Origin of the sequence: Paenibacillus sp. OSY-SE (genome assembly GCF_000283315.1) — a bacterium.
Taxonomy (GTDB): Bacteria; Bacillota; Bacilli; order Paenibacillales; family Paenibacillaceae; genus Paenibacillus_B; species Paenibacillus_B profundus.
In genome coordinates, this window is the sequence record NZ_ALKF01000205.1 from 14,418 (window position 1) to 34,780 (window position 20,363).

Consider the following 20,363-nt stretch of genomic DNA (forward strand, 5'->3'; position numbering starts at 1 on the left):
AACAACCTCAATAAAAAAAGAGGACAGGGCTGCAAATTGCACCCTGTCCTCTTGCTCTGTGTAAGGGAATCAATCTTCCGTTACTGAACTTTGACAGAAGCGGTTGGTTCGGATTCTCCAGCACCGTTCACTGCGGATACTCGATACCAGCCTTCAGGCGTCATTGTAATCAGTTCGAACCCTGGTGTTGGAGAAGAACCGATATGCTCAAAGGTGCCGCTGCTGCTCGAACTGAAATAAACACGGTACTCGCTTGGATTGTTGGAGGAAGCTTTCCAAGAAAGCTTTACCCCCATGTCCGTCAACGAGGATTGGAGTCCACCCGGTGTGCCCGGAGGTCCGGCTGCTGCCGGTGGTTCTTCGGTACCGGTGGAATCGCTGCTATTGTCTGTCGATCCGCTGTTGTCAGACGTCTCTCCGTCATCGGTCTGCGTCGGATCGGTAGTATCAGGCACACCCTCTCCCTGACCGGTCTGTTCGGGAGGATTGTTCGGCTCGATAGGCACGCCGTCTCCCCATTGAACAGTCGCTGACGGTGTGGACTCATGGCCGCCGACATCAACAGCGGTCACGTAGAACCCGTATTGCTTGCCTGAAGATACGTAATTTTTGAACCGCGTCTCATCGCCTGTCAGCACCGTTCCTTCAGCGCGCTGGAACGCTCCGCCGTTTAACGAGCGATACAGCCTATAACCGACGACGTCAGAACTGCCGCTTGGGGAGAAGCTGATGCGCACCGTCCCATCCCCGGGTGCTTCCACATTAAGATTCCCCGGAGCCGTAGGTGCTTTCCCATCGTCTTTGCGCGGGTCAACCTTCGCTGGCGCATCCGAAGTGGCATCTTCTGGCAAATAGCTTGATAATGAGCGACGACGGCTGCTGGAAGACAAGTGGCCGAGCGCCTTTTTCAACTCCTCGATAAGCTCTTGAATCGGCTTCTCGCGCTTAATAACGACCTTCTCACGCGTCATATCATCTGGTGTGTTCTCCTGCGGAATGTAATTCACACCGTCATAGGTGATGTATTTCGCCCGTACGAGCACATCTTCTTTTTCTGTCGGTATATATTTGCGGTTGAAAATATCGGTCACATAGCGGCCGGCTTGACGTGTTAATTCGTCTGGCAGCTTGCCGCTGTATCCGGATACCGTCATGCTTACGATGCCGTCCGGACGCTTGAATTCCTTTGTCTTCAACAATTCAGGTTTTGCCTTCGTCACTTCGTTCATCACTTTTGACCAGATCTCGGTTGACCGTGAATAGGCACTGCGGTTCAAGACGTGAATCGGCTGATCATATCCGACCCAGACGCCCATCGTGACGTCAGGCGTATATCCGACAAACCACGTGTCCGCATAGTTCTGCGTCGAACCGGTCTTGGCCGCGACTTCGACCGAACCATATTGATTGAACTCAGATTTGACGCGTCGGGCCGTACCTCTTGGGCCGGAGATGACTGACTTCATCATATCCGTCATCAGGTAGGCGCTCTGCTTCGAGACGACCGTTTGCGGCTCTGCCTTGTGCTGATACACGATATTCCCTTTGGAGTCCATAATTTTTGAAATCAAATAAGCGTCATTAAAAACACCTTCATTCGCGATGACTCCGAATGCATTGGTAATTTCCTCGACCGTAACCCCATAGCGCAGACCGCCGATTACGCCTGTCTGTGCATAATAGTCTTCCGGCTGAATAGTTGTAATACCGAGCTTCTGCACGAAGTCAAGCGCCTTCTTCACGCCGAGCTTCTCAATGTAAATATTGAGCGCCGGCAAGTTCAGCGATTGGCTTAGCGCATCACGTGCGGTCACTAGCCCTTGATAGCGGCCGGTGGCGTTGCCCGGGATGTGGTAGCCCTTCGAGCCGTCCTTCAGCACCATCGGCGCATCGTCCAGTATTGAGGCAGGCTGCACCTTGCCTTCTTCAATCGCCGGTAAGTATGCGGCGAGCGGCTTCATGGTAGAACCCGGCTGACGCAGCATCTGCGTGGCAAAGTTCATCTGCTCAAGATAGAAATCACGGCCTTCAATCATGCCGAGAATGGCCCCGGTCCGGTGATCGAGCATAAGCGCGGCCACCTGCTCTTCGCCCTTCGTATCGCTAGTAGGGGAGAAGTTGTCCTTATTGTTCGAGACGCGCTTCATTGAGCTGTATATGTCTTTGTCGATCGTGGTGTAGACCAAATATCCGCCACGAAGCAGCTGCTCACGCGCATTCTGCAACAGCTCGTTGTTCTCGCGCTTGCGCAGATCCGCTTTGGTGAGTTCCGGATTTTGTTGAAGCAAGAGAACTTCGGCCGCAGCGCGCTCTGCTTCCAGCATCAGATAAGGGTATGTAGCATAAGCTTTCTCTTTGGGTTTCGCAATCGAGGCGCGAATGTCGAACGCCACGGCTTCGTTATATTGCTGCTGCGTAATTTTGTGTTCCTCCAGCATGCGCTTGAGTACTAATTTCTGGCGTTCTATAGCACGGGTTAACCCTTTCTCGTTCGGTTCGCCCTTCCCGTTGAACGCGGAATAAGCGGAAGGAAGCTGCGGAAGCCCGGCTAAATAGGCGGACTGTGCAATATTGAGTTGATCCAATTTATCAATGTTAAAAATTCCTTTGGCTGCCGCTTTAATTCCATACAGATTATACCCTGTCGAACCGTTTCCAAACGGTACTTTGTTTAAGTAGGCTGTAATTATTTCTTCCTTAGACAGGACGCGTTCCATGCGCAAAGATAATAGGATTTCTTTGGCTTTACGGCTATCGGTACGGTCTAAATTAAGAAATACTCGTCTTGCCAATTGCTGTGTGAGCGTACTGCCTCCTGTTTGTACAGGTCGTCTCAGGACCTTTTGCATTACAGCACGAGATAGACCTCTAATATCAATGCCCATATGTTCGAAGAAGCGATTATCTTCGGTTGCGATTAAAGCATCGATGACGGATTGCGGTATTTCATTCAAGGAGACGGGTCGTCGGTCTTCCTCGGTGCGCAGTTGTCCGATTTGAGTGCCGTCATTGAAATAGACAAAGCCCGTAACGGCATTTTCCTGAATTTTCTGCTCAATCAATTCGCGCGGGCGAATCGGTTCATCCTTGACTAAGGACGTGACGTAACCGGCGCCTGCACCACCAACGAACAAGCCGCATAGCAGGCCGAACAGCATGAGCCACTTTATAACGGACCAAATTCGACGACCAATCGACCTTTTCCTCGTCGGTTGCTCGTCATTCTCCGTCAATTTCTCCTCAACCATGCATTTTTTCCTCCTTAATAATTGCAGCGCTTTCCATTATACCATAAAATTTGATTGGGTAGATGTCACTTTTATTAGCGGATTGTAGGCGTTAAACAGGCGGTGCGACAAGGTCTAATGACCTATGCTTCAGGTCGTATTCCGGCCCGATTCAGCCTTGCAAATTGATGAGCGCAGGAGTAAAAAGATGATTACGAGCGTCACATGTGTCGGCACCAGAGCACACCAACCACTAGCATGGTCATGGAATGAAGCCGCACTTCCGTGCAGAATGGATTCACTGCGTCCGGATTGGTCTCTATATGAGAGAACGCGAACTCCACAGTCAAGCTACCTACCTGTATTTGAAGGCGTTCATTTTGTTTTAACCGCTGAATCGAGGCAAGCTATCTCGTCATTGTTCCTTCGCGTCACCCTCCCTCTTGGTCAGAATAAGGATGCACATGTTCATGATAGTGTGCCCTTCTTGGCTCCCTCCTCTGGCTCAATCTCTGAGGCTGTGCACAACCGCAGTGGAAGGTGTCATCTGAATGATGGGGGGAGTGGGCAGAAGATGAGAAAGGTTACACCGAGGTTGAAGTTTGACATCTGAATGATGGGGAGAGTGGATAGAAGATGTGAGAGGTCACACCGCGGTGGAAGTTACTATCTGAATGACGGGGAGGGTAGGTAGAAGATGCGAAAGGACATCCCTTCTTCGGGCAGGATAGAGTGACGGTGACTCTTGTGCGCGATGACAGAATGAAAACCCTATGAAAGGTCGTTCGTAAAAGTCCCCCTTTTGTACATTAAGGAATATTATAATTCCGTGAAGCGTTAAAGCGAAGCAAACATTCCTTTTGGCGATAAAATCCACCTATACACGCGGTCGCTCATCTTCGAAAGCCTCAATAGAGGTTTTCTCATCGTGAAGCGTCCCAGGTGCGAACTTCAGCAACTTGCCCTCATAGGTCTAACGAGATACACGTATGATGTGGGGGACCAAGAATGATACTGAGCAGATAATTATGCCATTGCGCACTAGTATAACGCAAAAAAAATCGCCACCCTGCAAAGGATGGCGATTGTCGTCTTGCACGCGATAATCTTATCGGCTGTACAACTCGACGATTTGTTTTTCATCGATGTCTTGGGACAATTCACCGCGTTCAGGCAAACGTACATATTTGCCTTCTACAGCAGCTTCATTGAATTCCAAGTAGTTCGGCAAGTGATGGCGGCCTTCGATCGCCTCTTTAATCACTTTCAAACCACGGCTTCTTTCGCGCAAGCCGATAACGTCACCAGTAGATACGAGGTAGGACGCGATATCGACCTTCTTGCCGTTCACCGTTACGTGACCGTGAGCTACCAATTGGCGAGCTCCTGCACGAGAGTTGGAGAAACCAAGACGGTATACCAAGTTGTCCAAACGACTCTCAAGCAAGAACATGAAGTTCTCACCCGGGATACCCGGCAATTTGGTTGCGCGGTTGAACAAGTTGCGGAATTGCTTCTCGCCCAAGCCGTACATGTGGCGGAGCTTCTGCTTTTCTTGCAATTGAACACCGTAACCGCTCAATTTCTTGCGTTGTCCTGGACCATGTTGTCCTGGAGGATACGCGCGTTTCAATTCTTTGCCTGTGCCGCTCAGAGAGATTCCGAGACGACGGCTTAATTTAAATTTAGGACCTGTGTAACGTGCCATATTAAAGTTGACTCCTTCTCAATCGAATTTAGATTGTGGGGTCTCTTTGCGCCGAATTTCATGCAACGCTGCAAAAAAGTGCAGCTCCGACACGAGGTTTCAGCCGCAGCTCGGCCGGCGATGAAATTCGTGAGGGTGACACAACAGCTTCTCCCATATACATCACATAATATTATAAGAAGAAGCAGCTATATGTCAAGTTTGAATTGCCCATGCTTCAAAAATCAATCGTCGACAAATATCTTCAGCAAAAGGGTGCATCGTTCGACATAGTTCTTATGACCTAAAAAAGTTTCGAAGGTTATGTTGATTTAGTACATTTTAATTGAAAAATATTGTATGATAGTTGGAGACTAACCTTTCTATAGAAGGAGAAGAGGATGACGGAACGTCAACTCCACCACCAGCAAATTGAATCAGAAACTACCGTCAAAGACTCGAACGATCCTTTCGAACTCGATTGCGAGCGTCGTGATCGACACCCAGAGCTAGACGGCTGGTTGCTGCAGCGCGATATCACCGTACATGATTTCCCGTATATCGAATCGTTGCTGCAGACTGCATACGAAGACTGGCGTGAAGATCTGCCCACGCATTCGCTCGTTGTTCAGGGTGATATAGCGCTTTACGACTATACCGGCAAGTGGATTGCCGGCGATTGCGAATTGCAGCATCATGATGACGCGCGCCAAGCCGCGGAGTGTTCCCTGCGCGAGAAGCGAACCGTCATGTATGTAGGAACAGACAGCAGTCGCTATGCCGCTTGCCCATTGAAGTTACGATTGGGACAAGACTGCTTTGCGGTCGCTGTGTGCCGGCTGGACAAGCCTTCTGTCGATAGTCCCGAAGCGTTGTTAGAAGTATGGGTGCACACACTGCGAGCTCAATTCTATCGCAGATTTGAATATATGTTTATTGAAGAACTTATCTACACACAGCGTGCAGTGGAGCGCGAATCCAAACGACGCGATGTCTTTTATCATGTTATTCGCCACATGCATGATCGTATCGATGTGGATGCGGTCTTATCGCAAATTATGAAGAGCGTAGAGCTTCTTGTGCCGGAAGCTGGCATTGAAGTGTATTTATCACAGGATCATAGCAGCGTGAATCCGAAAGTGAAGACGCTGTTATTCAAGCCGTGGAGCGACCCGATTGTCATGGAAGCCTTTATGAAGGGGGAACTATGTTACCGCCGTTCCGATACAGGCGAACGTACAGAAGTGGCATTCGCCCTGTGCGGCAAGCAAGGCTCATACGGAGTGCTTAAGATAAGTTTTCCGATGGTGTCACCCGATCCGTCAGACATTCAGTTGATTCAGCTCATCGTCGAAACGGCAGGCACTGCCTTTGAGAACGCGCGGCTGCATGAACAATCGAACGAAGTGATACAGGAATTGCGTTTTATTAATGATTTGACCAAACGAATTAACCAGAGCTTGCGCTTGCGTGATGTATTCCATGATGCGACCCACGAATTGCTGCGGGTATTCAAGGCGGAATTTTGCGTGCTGCTGCAGTTGAATGATGATAAGAAGCGTTTTGAGGTTGTGTCGTGCAACTTGGACGAATTTGACGGTTCGCATTTCCCGTCAGATGAAGGATTATTTGGATATATGTATTCGATGCGGGATTCCGTTATCGTGTCCGACAGTAGAGATCAATCGCCGACACGTATGCATTTTTTTGAGAAGCTTGGCCTCCATTCCGTTATTGCCGCCCCTCTGTTCGGCAGCGGTGAAATGGTAGGCATTGTTGTGCTGGCGGACAAGCGACCGCAATTTTTCACCTATGATAATTTGAAATTGCTGCAAATGCTTGCTACGCACATCGGGCTTGCAATCGCCAATGCGACGCTGCACGCGCGCGTAAAGCATTTGGCGAATAAGGACCAGCTGACAGGTCTGTATGCGCGCCATTATTTGGACAAACAAATTGACCGGCAACAAAAGAGCGATTTTTGCGGTTCGCTCATTATTGTAGATATCGATTATTTCAAGCAAATCAATGATACGTATGGACACCAAATCGGTGATAAAATATTAAATCAAGTCAGTCAAATTATCCGCACCTCCATTCGTGAAACGGATATCGCTGCACGATGGGGCGGAGAAGAAATCGCCATCTATTTGCCTCAGCTCAATGTCAGCCAGACGATACGTGTTGCTGAACGGATTCGTTCGCGTGTCGCAAATGAGACCAATCCGCAGGTTACCGTGTCTTGCGGCATTGCGGAGTGGAATTGGCAGGACGAGAAAATCAGTGTCGAATCGCTGTTCTATCGTGCCGATATGGCCCTCTATCAAGCGAAGAACAGCGGGCGTAACCAGATTCGCATCAGCAATTCATATGCATAAAGCCAAATCGTGTGTGAGACGATAGTAGAGATGGGTCATGACCCATCTCTTTCTTATTTCGGCATAACATCGTGAATTGTTTAGAGCGCAATAGAAATGTAGCTTTACGAATGATGAAGGGTGGAGGCACATGCTACACAGATTTCCTCGATTTGAAAGAACGAAGCGAGCAACGATTTTGACGCTAGCTTCCATTCTGTTGGTGACATCGGGTACGGGATGTCTCCCGCCCTCAAAGACGCCACCGAATGTGCTGCTGGACAGAGCGTTAAGCGGGATGGCTGGTCAAGACCAGCTTCGCTTTGACGGAGAAGCGGAACTTCGGGTTGGAGAAGACATGATCGTCACGAAGCAGTTCCGCTATGAAGGAGAAGTTCGGCAGCATAAAGGGATTTACATGCGTCTCAGTCCGCAAGTGGAACACACGACGACCGAGAAACGATGGAACCCGCTAAAGCAGCTGGATGAGCTGAGAATGACTTCGCAGAAGAAGGTCGAACGTCTGTCACAAGCTCATGTGACAGCACAGGGAGCATCTGTGGAAAGCGGTGCATCGAAGGTGCCTGAAGCTCTGGGCATGCAAGCAAAAGATCTGATCCCGCTGGAAGTAATACTTTCCGACGAAGACGCCAAACGCATTTATTCCGCCCAAATTGAAGAAGACTTCAACCGCTTAGTTATTCCTAATGTGCAACTCAATCAAGTGAAGACATCGCTCAGTCAGCGTGAGCGGCAACAACTTGAGGCGAAGCTGACGACTATCGCACATGAAGGGCGGCAAGAACTGCAAAAACGGCTGAAAGCAGCGAAGGTGCAAGCGAAATATATGATATGGGTGGAGCGGCGCCAATCATTGCCTGCTTATATGGAGGGATGGATTACCGCTTTTTATACGGAACAAGAACAGCCGAGGAAAGAGACAATTCATGTGAAGTCCCGGTTCAGCTATCGGTAAATGGGTATATGGCGATAACGAGTACTCGCGAATGCGCTGACTTCCCTGTACCATCATGTTACAATGAGAAAGGTTCGTTTTATTTTATACCGACCGAGGAGGAACGTAACATGAAAGACCCGCGATTGGAACAGCTGGCAAAAAACTTGGTTGGATATTCTATTGATGTGCAACCGGGAGAAAACGTATTGGTTGAGATGATTGGCTCGGAACGAGAACTGGTTAAATTAGTAGTAGATGAGATTGCGAAGCGCGGCGGCCGTCCGTTCGTGCAGTTGACAGATCGTGCTGTGCTCCGGTCCATGCTGATGAACGCTACGAAAGAGCAGATGGAAACATGGGCAGAGTACGACTTGCTGCGTATGCAAAATATGCAGGGGTATATTGGAATTCGTGCAGGAGAAAACGCGAACGAGCTGGCGGATGTGCCTAAAGATAAAATGAAACTATACGAAGCCATCTATTCCCATCCCGTACATATGGAAGAGCGTGTGAAGCGCACAAAGTGGGTCGTGCTGCGTTATCCGAACGCATCGATGGCCCAATTGGCCAACACGTCAACGGAAGCGTTTGAAGATTTCTATTTTGATGTGTGCAACTTGGACTACTCAAAGATGGACAAGGCGATGGATGCGCTGAAGACGTTGATGGATCGTACAGACAAAGTGCGCTTGGTTGGTCCAGGCACGGATCTGACGTTCTCCATTAAAGGCATCGGTTCGATCAAGTGCTCCGGTCAATGCAACATACCGGATGGAGAAGTATATACCGCTCCGGTTCGTGATTCGATTAACGGGACGTTATCCTACAATACGCCGTCCATTTATAATGGCTTTACGTTCGAAAATGTGCAGTTCCGCTTTGAAAACGGCAAAGTTGTGGAGGCGACGAGCAACGATACGAAGCGTCTGAACGATATTCTGGATTCAGATGAAGGCGCGCGTCACATCGGGGAATTTGCGGTTGGCGTCAATCCTTACATTTTGCACCCGATGAAAGATATTTTGTTCGACGAAAAGATTGCTGGCAGCATTCATTTCACTCCAGGACAAGCGTATGAAACGGCGGACAATGGCAATCGTTCGTCCATCCACTGGGATCTGGTGCTTATTCAGCGACCGGAGTATGGCGGAGGCGAAATGTACTTTGATGACGTGCTCGTGCGCAAAGACGGGCGGTTTGTCACTCCGGAGCTGGAGTGCTTGAATCCCGAACATTTGAAGTAGTCTAAATTTGCTGGCGTTTTAAGCGGATTATATCTTGCGCCCAGCATCTCATTCACGGTATGATGGAATGGTAGTATTGACAAGATTCATTCGATGACGGAGGGATTTCGATGTCCAATAACTCAGCAATTGTGGAAATCTCGCAAACAGCCAACAAATTCAGATCTTCGATTGTGTTGCAAGCCGACAACAAATACATTGATGTAAAGAGCATTCTTGGTCTGTTTACGACCCTCGTAGGCAACCAAGCGTATGAGCTTCACGTACACGGCCCTGATGTCGATGAAGCGAAGGCGGCAATGGCTGAAGTATTCGCTAAACATGGATTAAACGTTACAGTAGTAGCTGAATAACAAGTAGAGCCGGAACGACTCCGTTCCGGCTCTTTTGTATATCCAAGTTGTGCGAATGATCACAGAAGTTTGCCGAGCATCTTGTGTTACAAGTCATGATCGTCTAATATTAGGAATAGAACAATCGTGACTTCAAGTCATAGGGGGGAAATCAGGCATGTCTTCGTCGAATGTGGTACAACAGATTAATGACAAAGCGCTCGCTTTGCTTGAAGATGAGGCGCATCAAATAGAGAAGCTCATTCAAGTTCAGATGGAGAACTTGGCGACGCGTTACTGCCCTCTCTATGAGGAAGTGCTGGACACGCAGATGTATGGTTTTTCTCGGCAAGTGGACTTTGCCGTTCGGGCTGGCCTTATACAGGAGAACGTAGGCAAGCAGCTTGTCAGCAAATTAGAGCGCAACCTCGCAATCCTATATGAAGCTTTGAACAAGGCCGAGTAATAGCACAGTGAACGGAAAAATGCGAGTATGAACAGGACAAGAAAGCTTGGGACAATGAGCCCCAAGCTTTTTTTTATTGTATCCTCTTATAGAGGTTGTCAAAAAGTCCGCTTTTGATCACGCACTTATACCAAGTAGAAGGATACACCCAAAATAATATATACGACGAGCAGGAGCAAGCCCTCATACCAATTCGTTCTCCCGTCTTGGGAAATGGACTTGGCGATAAATACCGCTACCCCGATGGCGACCATCTCGATAGTTGTGAAGACGATATCCATCGTATTGCCGAATAGAGAACTGATGAAGACGAGCACTGGCGCCACAAAGAGCGCAATTTGCAAGCTGCTGCCGATAGCAATTTCCACAGCGGCCCCGATTTTGTTCTTCATCGCTAACATGACCGCTGCACTGTGCTCCGCTGCATTGCCCACAATAGCGATGACGAAGGCCCCGACGAACAGCTCGGACAAGCCGAATTGTGAGGTGAATGTATCAAGCGTTTCTACAAGCCATTCGCTGACAAGTGCGACCATGACTGTGGAAATGACAAGAAATATAATCGACAGCTTCTTGGACCAGAGAGGAGATTCTTCCTCCCGCTCTTCTGCTCGTTCCGATTCGTCGGACAGCATGTCTTTATGCGTAATCATAGAGAAGACCAACCAGAGCAAATAGGCGACGATGAGAATACCTGCTACGACCAAGCTCAGCGTCTTCGTTCCTTCCGCGTTGATGGAATGCGTCGTGAAGAAAGCCGCCGGTACGAACAGCGCGATTACGGCCAGCAGCATTAAAGAACCATTCATCCCGGCTAAGTCCGCATTGAAGCGTTGCGTTTTGAATTTCAGTCCGCCCACGAATACGCTCAACCCGAGCACAAGCAGCAAATTTCCGATTATTGCTCCAGTTAAACTTGCCTTCACCATATCGAATAAACCATCGCGCACAAGAAAAATCGCAATGATGAGCTCCGCCGCGTTACCGAACGTGGCGTTCAGAAATCCGCCCAAGCGCTGTCCAGCATAATGGGAGACGCTCTCTGTGGCGCGTCCGAGAAATCCAGCCACGAAAATGATCGCAATCGCGGATATGACGAATTGCAGCGTCATGTTCCAATGCAAATAGTGCCCGGCCCCACTTAAAGCGAAGGCTACTATAAGAGGCACGAAAAATAATCGGTTACCCAGACCGATCACTCCTAACATGATCTTGAATTTTTTTGAAAACTTCCCGATAATAAATATATCCAACTGCTTTTCATTTGTAAACAATGGAAGAACCTTGAAAAGCGTTCGACGTTTGCTTTCATGTTCAGGGACCGCTACAATAAAGAGGAGATCGAAAGGAGGATGACGATGACAGAGGAACAATTAAACACACAAGAGGGTAATATTCGTATTTCTAACGATGTCGTCGCCACAATCGCAGGTCTTGCTGCGCTGGAAACTCCAGGAATTGCCGCCATGTCAGGGGGGCTATCCGAAGGTTGGGCCAAACGCCTAAGCGGCAAGAATGTGCAGAAGGGCATAACTGTAGAAGTGGGGCAACTAGAAGCCGCTGTAGATTTAAGAGTGATTGTTATGTATGGCATGCCGATTCAGGAAGTATGCCGACAGCTGCAATTAAACGTTCGTGAAGCGATTCAAAATATGACAGGTCTTTCCATCGTTGAAATTAACGTGAAAGTGGAAGGCGTTGCATTTAAAGATGAAGAGTTGGAAGAGATTCAACGGATTAAATAAGCACTCATGATTGGTAGACAGAAAAAAGACTACACAGGCCGCAGCGGCCGGTAGTCTTTTTTCTGTGATTGGGTTGTTGATTTGGACGCGGATTTTTTTTGCGGATGCACCCTGTTGTACTCCCTCGAGACACTGAGTAATATACCGATGCTTCCCAATGTAATAAATAACGAGGAGCCGCCATAACTGATAAGCGGCAGCGTAACTCCCGTAATCGGAATCGTGCGCGTCACCCCGCCGATATTAATGAATGCCTGAATCGCAATAATTCCGACGATGCCGACACTTACGAGCGTGCCATAAATGTCCGGGCAGCGGACAGCGATAAGAATGCCCCGCCAAATAAACAGCAAATAGACAACAAGAAAGATGCTTGTTCCGATAAAGCCCCATTCTTCTGCAATGATGGCGAAAATAAAATCATTGTATGGATACGGAAGATAGAGCAGCTTCTGAATGCTCTGTCCAAAGCCGGCCCCTGTCCATCCGCCATGCGCAATTGCCTTCAACGAGTGCAGCAGATTGTAGCTTGCTGCTTGCGTATCGTGAAAAGGGTCAAGCCACGATTGAATCCGGGCGAATTTGTAGCCGCCAGTCAGCTTGTCCGGAGAAAAAAGCATGCTGAGTCCGAGCACGACGAGCACTCCGGTCAGCCCAACCAGCATACAGTTCATAATGTGCTTCAGGTTCGCTCCGCCAGCGATAACGATGACGCCTGCGCAGGCCGCCAAAATTAACGCTCCCCCCATGTCAGGCTGCAGCATAATAAGTCCGACGACGAAGCCGACGATAATCATGATGGGGAACAGCCCTTTCTTGAAATCGCGGAACTTCTCGCCTTTCTTTGTAATCAAAGCAGCGAGATACAGAACCGTCGCAATCTTGGCCAGCTCTGTCGGCTGGACGCCGATGGAACCGATACCGAACCAGCTTCTTGCGCCGTTAATATCTTTACCGATATAAGGGACGAGCATGAGCATAATGATTGTAACGATAAATAGAGGGATGAACAATTTTTTGTAGGCCGTATACCGGATATTCATCGCAATGAACATTGCAATAATGCCGATAACGGCCCACATTAGCTGACGTTTGCCGAAGTATAGTGCATCATGGTTGTATAGTTTTGAAACGGCAGCTAAGCTCGAGCTCGCGCTAACCACCATGACGACACCGAACCCCACGAGAAGCAACGTGAGCACAAGCAATAGAAAATCAGGCGTGCCTTTGTTGATGGGAGTCGGGTTCTCTCGTTTCATGGGTCTATATGTTCTAGTCAATGGAGAACCATTACGCGCTAAGCGCTTGCTTCAATTCATTCAGCTTCTGCGTAGCTGAATTGAGAATTGGCTGCGGAATCGGCGTGTCGTAATCCAATCCGTGCGGGAAGGAAGCACGACCCATGTAAACCGCTTCTACCGCCAGTATCGTGTCAGGCTTCTCCAGCTTGCCTTCCTTTACACGAGTGTTGATGCGCAGAAAGTATTCTTCTCCGTTGGCTTCAAATTTCAAGTCATATGTAGCACGGTAATATTCCCATTGCCAGCGTACAAAACCAATATCTTCTGTCACTTCGTCCAGATAAGCCAGGTCAGATTCGAGCCCGATAAGGCCGGAATTTTCGATAATCATGCACCTTTTCCTCCTTCAAATGATTGCCTAGCATTTAGTAGTTCGTATTCCAAACAGATCCTCATGATCCTCTTTATCATGATAGTATGTTTCCAAGTCTTGTGCAAGACATCCCTTGTCCCTCGCGGCATGATTTGGCCTCATATGTTGGCAAACCGAAAATGCGTCGTCGCAACGCACAGGCGTATGGTACAATATAGAAAATGAATCAATGCACCGAATGGCTAGTTAGGGGGGAGAGAGTGTGACACGTACGTTCGTATCTCATTGGAAGGAAGCGCTCACAGCGAACTATGAGCAGACCATTGCCTGGCGGCGTCATTTGCATCAATATCCGGAAGCTTCCTATGAGGAGCGGGAGACAGCCCGGTTCGTGGCTGACCATTTGATATCGTTCGGCATAGATATCCAGAGGGGTGTCGGCGGTCAAGGCGTGGTCGGCGTCATTCAGAACGGAGAAGGACCGGTCGTCGCTCTGAGGGCGGATATGGATGCCCTGAATATGCAGGACGAGAAGGACTGCGCATACCGCTCGAAGGTACCGGGCGTGATGCATGCATGCGGTCATGACGGGCATACAGCCGTCCTGTTGTCCGTCGCCAAGGTGCTGGCGGAGCATCGGGACAACTGGTCGGGAGAAATCAGATTCCTGTTCCAACCGGCTGAAGAAGTCAGTCCTGGCGGAGCGCAGGCGATGATTGGCGATGGAGCGATCGAAGGCGTGGACAGCATGTACGGCGTGCACTTATGGACGCCGCTGCAAGCCGGTGTAATCGCAACGCGCACGGGTCCGATGATGGCGGCAGTGGACGATTTCTTTTTGACGATATACGGCAAAGGCGGACACGGCGGTATGCCGCATGCATGCATCGATGCGGTTGTGGTAGGCGCAGCACTGGTGCAGCAGCTGCAGACTATCGTAAGCCGCAACGTGTCCCCGCTGCAGCCAGCCGTCGTATCCGTAGGGGCGCTGCAGGCAGGGATGACCCAGAACGTCATTGCGGATCACGCGATATTGAAGGGGACAATTCGCTCGTTCGATTCGACGACCAGGAAGCTTCTGCGGGAGAGATTCGAGAAAATAGTAGAGCACACGTGCGCCATGTACGAAGCTCACTATGAGCTTGAATATCGCGTCGGATATCCGGCCCTCATTAATGACGGCGCGGAGGCCGCCCGCGTCATGCGCGTCGCGGAAGCATGCTTCGGTGCAGACAAGGTGCAGGAGGCGGAAATGATTATGCCTGCCGAAGATTTTGCCTATTATCTGAAGAAGGTTCCAGGCTGCTTCGTGCTCGTCGGGGCTGGCAACGGGGAGGAAGCCCGCTTTCCGCACCATCATCCGAAGTTCGACCTCGTCGAGTCTTCCATGCTCACGGCGGGAGAACTTCTTCTTACATTGGCATTGGATGCATTGCAGGATACAATATAAATGGTAAGGGCATAACTTTGGTTGATTCGGGCATCCTATGCATGCATGTTCAAAAAGGTCACTTTTAAATGGAGTTTTTTTGAACAACCTCTAGCTAGCGTGAATAGGAGAATGATTATGCCAACGGTTAAAGATGTAATGACATCGCAATGTGCGACTTGCACAGCAGCAGACAATATTTATGAAGCCGCCGTGTTGATGAAACAGTATGATACCGGATTTATTCCTGTCGTTGACGGGGAGCGGCTGCTTGGTGTCGTCACCGACCGAGATCTAGTCATTCGTGGCGTGGCAGAGAAACATCCCGGTTCTACCCGGATCAGCCATGTCATGACCGAAGAAATTGTCTCTATCGATCCGGACATTTCCATTGACGAGGCAGCGGAGCTGATGGCAGAGCAGCAAGTGCGACGCTTGCCGGTCGTCAAGAATGGCAAGCTGCTCGGTATTGTGTCGCTTGGCGACCTTGCCGTGCGGACTCCGTTCTCAGATGAAGCGGGTCAGGCGTTAAGCGAAATTTCGGAGTCTCCATATACCCATTAAGTGTGTGTTCAAAAGGTCGCTTTTCAACACAAGATTCGATGCCGAATCACATCTTGAGCAGCTTCGTGATCAAAAGGGGACTTTTTAACAACCTCATTAAGACTTGGACGACAATGCGTGCAAGTTCATCCTGTCCCTTTAGGGAGGGATGAACTTTTTTTCGTTCTAACGCTGATAAGGCAAAGGGGGATGGTCATGGGAAACGTTTCGTTCATATTGGCAGTGCAGCAGGACTTGACGATATTAGTAAATGAGCAAAGTCCGGATTATGCCCATATTCGGGCAGCTTTGCAAGGATTTGCGGAACTGGTGAAAAATCCGGGGGGCATACATACGTTTAAAATGACGCCTATCTCTTTATGGAATGCGGCGGCGAGCGGCAAGACGACAGAAGACATTGTACAGTTGCTGGAACGTTATTGCTCCTATCCGATCCCGATGAAGGCGAAGCAAGAAATATTTATGTGGATGGGACGCTACGGCTTGTTCGTTCTAGAAGGCGAAGACAAGGAAGCATATTTGACGCTTCATTCTACAGATGAGCGGGTGCTGGAGCGGTTTATGACTGATCCCGAAGTCGGGGTTCTCTATTCTGGCAAACCGCAGTGCGGTCGGATTGCAATTCAGGCGAAGCATCGGGGCAGACTGAAGCGGGCACTCGCCAGAGCAGGCTATCCGGTTATCGATAAGGTAGGTTTCCATGACGGAGAGCCTTTATCTTTTCGACTGGCTGGCAATGGCGGATTTCGACTGCGTCCATACCAAGAGGCGGCGGTGCAATCATTTATAGGAAGCGGCGAGCGCGCGGCAGGAGATGGGGTCGTCGTGCTGCCTTGTGGAGCGGGCAAGACGATTGTCGGCATCGGTGCAATGACGAGCTTGCAAAGCGAAACGCTTATCTTGACGTCCAATACAACGTCAGTAAAGCAGTGGAAACAAGAAATTTTGAAATGCACGACATTAAAAGAAGAACAAATAGGTGAATATACGGGGGCGGCGAAGAAGGTGCGTCCCGTAACGATATCCACTTACCAAATGATGACCTACCGCCAACAGCAAAATAGCGAATGGCATCATATGCGCTTGTTTCATGAACGGGATTGGGGTCTCATTATATATGACGAGGTCCATTTGTTGCCCGCTCCCGTCTTCCGTACGACGGCTGATCTTCAAGCGACACGCCGCTTAGGATTGACGGCAACGCTTGTTCGGGAAGATGGATGCGAGCGCGACGTATTCTCATTAATCGGGCCCAAACGATATGAACTGCCGTGGCGGCAGCTGGAAGAGGCGGGGTGGATTGCGCAGGTCGTCTGTACAGAGGTGCGCGTGCCGCTTACCGAGCAGGGGCGCAAACGCTATAATCAAGCGGGTGAACGGGAGAAAGCGCGGATTGCCGGTGAAAATGAAACGAAGGCTGAGACGGCCAAGCATATTCTTGAGCGTCATCCCGGTGTGCCTACATTAGTAATAGGGCAGTATTTGACCCAATTAAAGGAATTGTCAGAGGCGCTGCAAGCGCCGGTGCTGACCGGACAGACTCCGCAGGAGGAACGCGAACGCTTATATTCGCAGTTCAAACAGGGTGAGATTCAAGTGCTTGTCGTCTCCAAGGTGGCTAATTTTGCCGTTGATTTGCCAGATGCGACCGTGGCCATCCAAGTATCTGGCAGCTTCGGCTCCAGGCAAGAAGAAGCGCAGCGGCTTGGCAGACTGCTGCGGCCGAAGTCGGATGGACGGAAGGCCTATTTCTATACGCTCGTGAGCGAAGAGACGAAGGAAAGAGACTATGCCATGAAACGCCAATTGTTTCTAGTGGAACAGGGCTATCGTTACCATATTGAGAAAGGGGAGGAACAACATAAATACGTGGCAGCTATTCCAGCGGACGGAACCGGTTGATGATTACCAGCCCCGGCAGTACTGGATGCGGTATGCAGAATGCCCGGGCGAGATCGTAAGGGTGTTTGCATCACTAAGCATGGCGCTGCGTTCGTCTTTTACGATCATGCTGAGAGAAGCGGGACCGCTCCCGTTTACATTTGACACGCTTAGGAGCTGGCATGGTCCCGAAATGCCAGGTGCAATGCTGCAAATGGCGTGCAGCCCGTTGATGGACCTTGGTCTTCTCGCCAGTGTTCGCAAGACATGGGGAGAACGCATGCTATTTATTCCATCAGATGTGTACGAGCGGTTATTGGGTTATTTACTCGAACAGCAGCATCTTCAGCCAACGACCGTAGTGATCGATGAGACCCTCCTGCAACCGATCGGCGGGGCTATTGAAGTCGGCTCTTCCATCGAAGCGGCCAAGGGGCTGCCGCTCGATATGTTTCACTTGCTTGTGTTCGCCATGAAGGAGGGACTGCCCCTCACTTCCAAAGGGACGCTTCATAAGCGGGCCATCTCACGGCTCGCTGCGCAATTCAGGACGGATGAGTCGGCTCTCTCTAGCTTCGGGGTGAACTATCCGTTTGCAGACACGCTTCCGCTTACCGTCGCGATCGTCATTGATATGGCGCTTCGATTCGGACTGCTGAACAAGGAAGCGAACCGTTATGTCGTGAACGAAGCGGAAATGAGAGTATGGTTGCATCGCACCATTCAGCAATGGCTGGATGTAATCGCGCAAAATTTGGTGGAGCATTACGTGACGGCGGAACCGCGTGTGCGGCATATGATTCACGCCGTCCTTGAACTCGGACGTGGAACAGCGTGGCATTCGGACAGTGAAGTGATAGCTCGGCTTCTTGCGATGGGCTGGCTTGCGAATGACGAGTCACAGCGAGTCCGCAATCGTGAACTCATCCGGACGTGGCTCCGGGCTGCACATGCAGTCGGTCTGTGCGATGTTGGGACGAGTGGCGAGGATTGGGTGTTTCGCATCGTGGAACGTGATGCGGAAGCGGGAGAAGGGGGCTTCTTCGTACAGCCTGATTTTGAAATTGTGCTCCCGTCCGATACACCGTTCGTGCTGCGCTGGGAGCTTGAGGCGTTTGCCGAAGCACAGAGCTCTGATCAGATGGATATTTACCGGTTGACGAGGGGCTCGTTCGAGCGCGGCATCGAGCAAGGTCGGACGAAACAATCGGTGCTGTTATTTTTGGAGAAGCATGCCTGGTCTGGCGTGCCCGAAAATGTTCAAGATGCGCTTGAACTGTGGAGCCAGCAATACGGGCGCGTCCAATTCGCCGAGGTCGTTCTGCTGCGATGCGCCGACAAGGATGCTGCGGACATGATCAAAGAGGAATTGGCCAGTGCTGAGCCGTATGCACAGTGGATTCAACCTATTGGCGAGCAGGACTTCGCAGTCGATCGTCATCATATTGCCGAGTTGTCGCGATCATTAGAGCGAATCGGTCTTTCTCCGCTGCAACGCTGGGAAGGAACGGAGGAAGATGCGGGTCGTATGGCGCAAATATGGGAGGACGAATATACGTCAATCCCGCTTGAACAGGAGGGCACAGCGAAAGGGATGGTTTACAGCCCTTCCTCATTGCAGTATTATGAAATTGAAACCGAATCGCTGGGTGGGGACGAAATCTCGTCGTCGTTTCACGATGTACCTAGTTTGTGGACGAAGGCGCTTCGGCCTTTCCATGAATCTACGAAGAAGGACATGGTGACGACCGCCATCCAACGGCAGCTGCAGTTGGAGGTAGAGCGTGCGGGCGAATCCGTCCTCCTGCTTCCTGTATCGCTGGTGGTGACGGATGATGGAGCGTGGAAGGTGGAGGCGCATATTGTTGCCGGTCCGTCTTCATCCCAACTTCAGCTTCTGTCAGCGAGCGAATGGGAACAAATGAGACTGATATTGCCCGATGTGACGATTTGAGCGTCCGACCTTACAACTATATACAGAATTGAGCGTGATAACGTGCCTGTAGAAAATGTTGAACCCGCTGTCGATATGGCCGTTCTGCTCACAAACGCTTACGAATTGGGAGATATGATTAACCAGTCGGCGGAAGTTGCCGAATATTTATACTGGAAAGAACGTGTCGATAGCAGCGAGGCAGTCAAAGACCTTGTGCGCGAATTCTCCCGCAAGAAGGAGAGGTTTGAAGAAGCGGAACGATTCGGACACTTTCACCCTGATTATCATAAGGCCCAGGAAGAAGTGCTCGCCGTTCAAAGCCAGTTGGATGCCATAGAAGAAGTATCTTATTTCAAGCAAGCCGAGCAAGCGGTGGATGAACTGCTGCACCGTTTGTCTGAGACGATCGCATTTGCGGTATCAGATACAATTAAAGTTCCTGGCAATGACCCTCAACCATCCGGAGGCTGCGGCAATGGTTGCAGTGGCAGTTGCAGCAGTTGTTCGTAAAGGAATCACACGCACTTATAGTGTGTGATCAAAAGGGGACTTTTTGAACAACCTCTTATTAGGAAAGCGAGGAAAATCATGTTTCCTGAACGCACAGGTTTTATCATATGGGTGAGTGACGTGAAAGCGGCACGAAATCTGGAAAAATACGGAGCGCTCCATTATATTTCGCGTAAAATGCTGTACGCTGTGCTCTATGTCAACGCAGACCGGGCGGAAGACACGCTTAAAAATGTACGACGTCTCAATTATGTAAAAAAGATAGAGCGATCCTACCGCAATGAGCTCAAAACGGAATACAGCAGCGAAGTTCCGGATAAGACCCGCTTTTACGGAATGTAAAGGACAAACCAAACCGTCTTCTTTCAAACATTACTGAAAGAAGACGGTTTTTTTTGCTTGAATGTTAAAGT

17 protein-coding genes are annotated in these 20,363 nt (G+C 49.9%); 12 read left to right on the forward strand and 5 right to left on the reverse strand.

The features are described from left to right. Positions 1-80 precede the first annotated feature (80 nt). The gene (locus A372_RS0130985) at positions 81-3,248 is read right to left on the reverse strand and encodes a transglycosylase domain-containing protein (RefSeq protein ID WP_019424834.1); all 3,168 of its coding nucleotides are present in this window, start codon (positions 3,246-3,248) and stop codon (positions 81-83) included. A 1,087-nt stretch (positions 3,249-4,335) separates the two neighbouring features. After that, a complete protein-coding gene (rpsD, locus tag A372_RS0130990; RefSeq protein ID WP_019424835.1) occupies positions 4,336-4,935 on the reverse strand; it encodes a 30S ribosomal protein S4 in 600 nt (199 codons plus the stop codon). A gap of 380 nt (positions 4,936-5,315) precedes the next feature. On the opposite strand from rpsD, the gene A372_RS0130995 reads away from it, so the two are divergent. From A372_RS0130995 to A372_RS0131015, 5 genes are all read left to right on the forward strand, one after another. Next, positions 5,316-7,292, forward strand: coding sequence for a sensor domain-containing diguanylate cyclase (locus A372_RS0130995; protein WP_019424836.1), 1,977 nt, complete (start codon positions 5,316-5,318; stop codon positions 7,290-7,292). A gap of 130 nt (positions 7,293-7,422) precedes the next feature. Then, positions 7,423-8,247 carry a hypothetical protein gene (locus A372_RS0131000; protein ID WP_019424837.1) on the forward strand — a complete coding sequence of 275 codons (825 nt, stop codon included), beginning with the start codon at positions 7,423-7,425 and terminating at the stop codon, positions 8,245-8,247. Between the two features lie 110 nt (positions 8,248-8,357). Then, a complete protein-coding gene (locus tag A372_RS0131005) occupies positions 8,358-9,473 on the forward strand; it encodes an aminopeptidase (protein WP_019424838.1) in 1,116 nt (371 codons plus the stop codon). A gap of 110 nt (positions 9,474-9,583) precedes the next feature. Continuing rightward, on the forward strand, positions 9,584-9,826 hold the full coding sequence (locus tag A372_RS0131010; protein ID WP_019424839.1) for an HPr family phosphocarrier protein: 243 nt from the start codon (positions 9,584-9,586) through the stop codon (positions 9,824-9,826). Positions 9,827-9,983: 157 nt separating this feature from the next. Further along, positions 9,984-10,271 (forward strand): YlaN family protein, encoded by a 288-nt coding sequence (locus A372_RS0131015; RefSeq protein ID WP_019424840.1) that lies wholly within the window; start codon positions 9,984-9,986, stop codon positions 10,269-10,271. A gap of 125 nt (positions 10,272-10,396) precedes the next feature. Here the strand turns inward: A372_RS0131015 and cax are convergent, their stop codons facing one another. Further along, on the reverse strand, positions 10,397-11,479 hold the full coding sequence (gene cax / locus A372_RS0131020) for a calcium/proton exchanger (RefSeq protein ID WP_051004567.1): 1,083 nt from the start codon (positions 11,477-11,479) through the stop codon (positions 10,397-10,399). 150 nt (positions 11,480-11,629) lie between these two features. Between cax and A372_RS0131025 the strand changes: the two genes are divergently transcribed. Beyond that, on the forward strand, positions 11,630-12,016 hold the full coding sequence (locus A372_RS0131025) for an Asp23/Gls24 family envelope stress response protein (RefSeq protein ID WP_019424842.1): 387 nt from the start codon (positions 11,630-11,632) through the stop codon (positions 12,014-12,016). A 29-nt stretch (positions 12,017-12,045) separates the two neighbouring features. Here A372_RS0131025 and ftsW read toward each other — a convergent pair whose 3' ends face one another. Continuing rightward, a complete protein-coding gene (ftsW, locus tag A372_RS0131030; protein WP_019424843.1) occupies positions 12,046-13,275 on the reverse strand; it encodes a putative lipid II flippase FtsW in 1,230 nt (409 codons plus the stop codon). A gap of 31 nt (positions 13,276-13,306) precedes the next feature. Beyond that, the gene (locus A372_RS0131035; protein WP_019424844.1) at positions 13,307-13,648 is read right to left on the reverse strand and encodes a YugN family protein; all 342 of its coding nucleotides are present in this window, start codon (positions 13,646-13,648) and stop codon (positions 13,307-13,309) included. A 244-nt stretch (positions 13,649-13,892) separates the two neighbouring features. On the opposite strand from A372_RS0131035, the gene A372_RS0131045 reads away from it, so the two are divergent. The 6 genes from A372_RS0131045 to A372_RS0131070 all read left to right on the forward strand — a co-directional run bounded on the left by A372_RS0131045 (position 13,893) and on the right by A372_RS0131070 (position 20,292). After that, on the forward strand, positions 13,893-15,080 hold the full coding sequence (locus A372_RS0131045; protein WP_019424846.1) for an amidohydrolase: 1,188 nt from the start codon (positions 13,893-13,895) through the stop codon (positions 15,078-15,080). A 117-nt stretch (positions 15,081-15,197) separates the two neighbouring features. Next, a complete protein-coding gene (locus A372_RS0131050) occupies positions 15,198-15,623 on the forward strand; it encodes a CBS domain-containing protein (RefSeq protein ID WP_019424847.1) in 426 nt (141 codons plus the stop codon). A 195-nt stretch (positions 15,624-15,818) separates the two neighbouring features. Further along, on the forward strand, positions 15,819-17,525 hold the full coding sequence (locus tag A372_RS0131055; RefSeq protein ID WP_019424848.1) for a DNA repair helicase XPB: 1,707 nt from the start codon (positions 15,819-15,821) through the stop codon (positions 17,523-17,525). Positions 17,526-17,586: 61 nt separating this feature from the next. Further along, a complete protein-coding gene (locus A372_RS0131060; RefSeq protein ID WP_157259894.1) occupies positions 17,587-19,458 on the forward strand; it encodes a helicase-associated domain-containing protein in 1,872 nt (623 codons plus the stop codon). Between the two features lie 75 nt (positions 19,459-19,533). Next, entirely contained in the window at positions 19,534-19,950 is a 417-nt protein-coding gene (locus A372_RS0131065) for a YlbF family regulator (RefSeq protein WP_036705773.1), read from the forward strand. A gap of 78 nt (positions 19,951-20,028) precedes the next feature. Continuing rightward, positions 20,029-20,292: a YlbG family protein gene (locus A372_RS0131070; protein WP_019424851.1), complete on the forward strand. Its 264-nt coding sequence runs from the start codon at positions 20,029-20,031 to the stop codon at positions 20,290-20,292. Positions 20,293-20,363 lie beyond the last annotated feature (71 nt).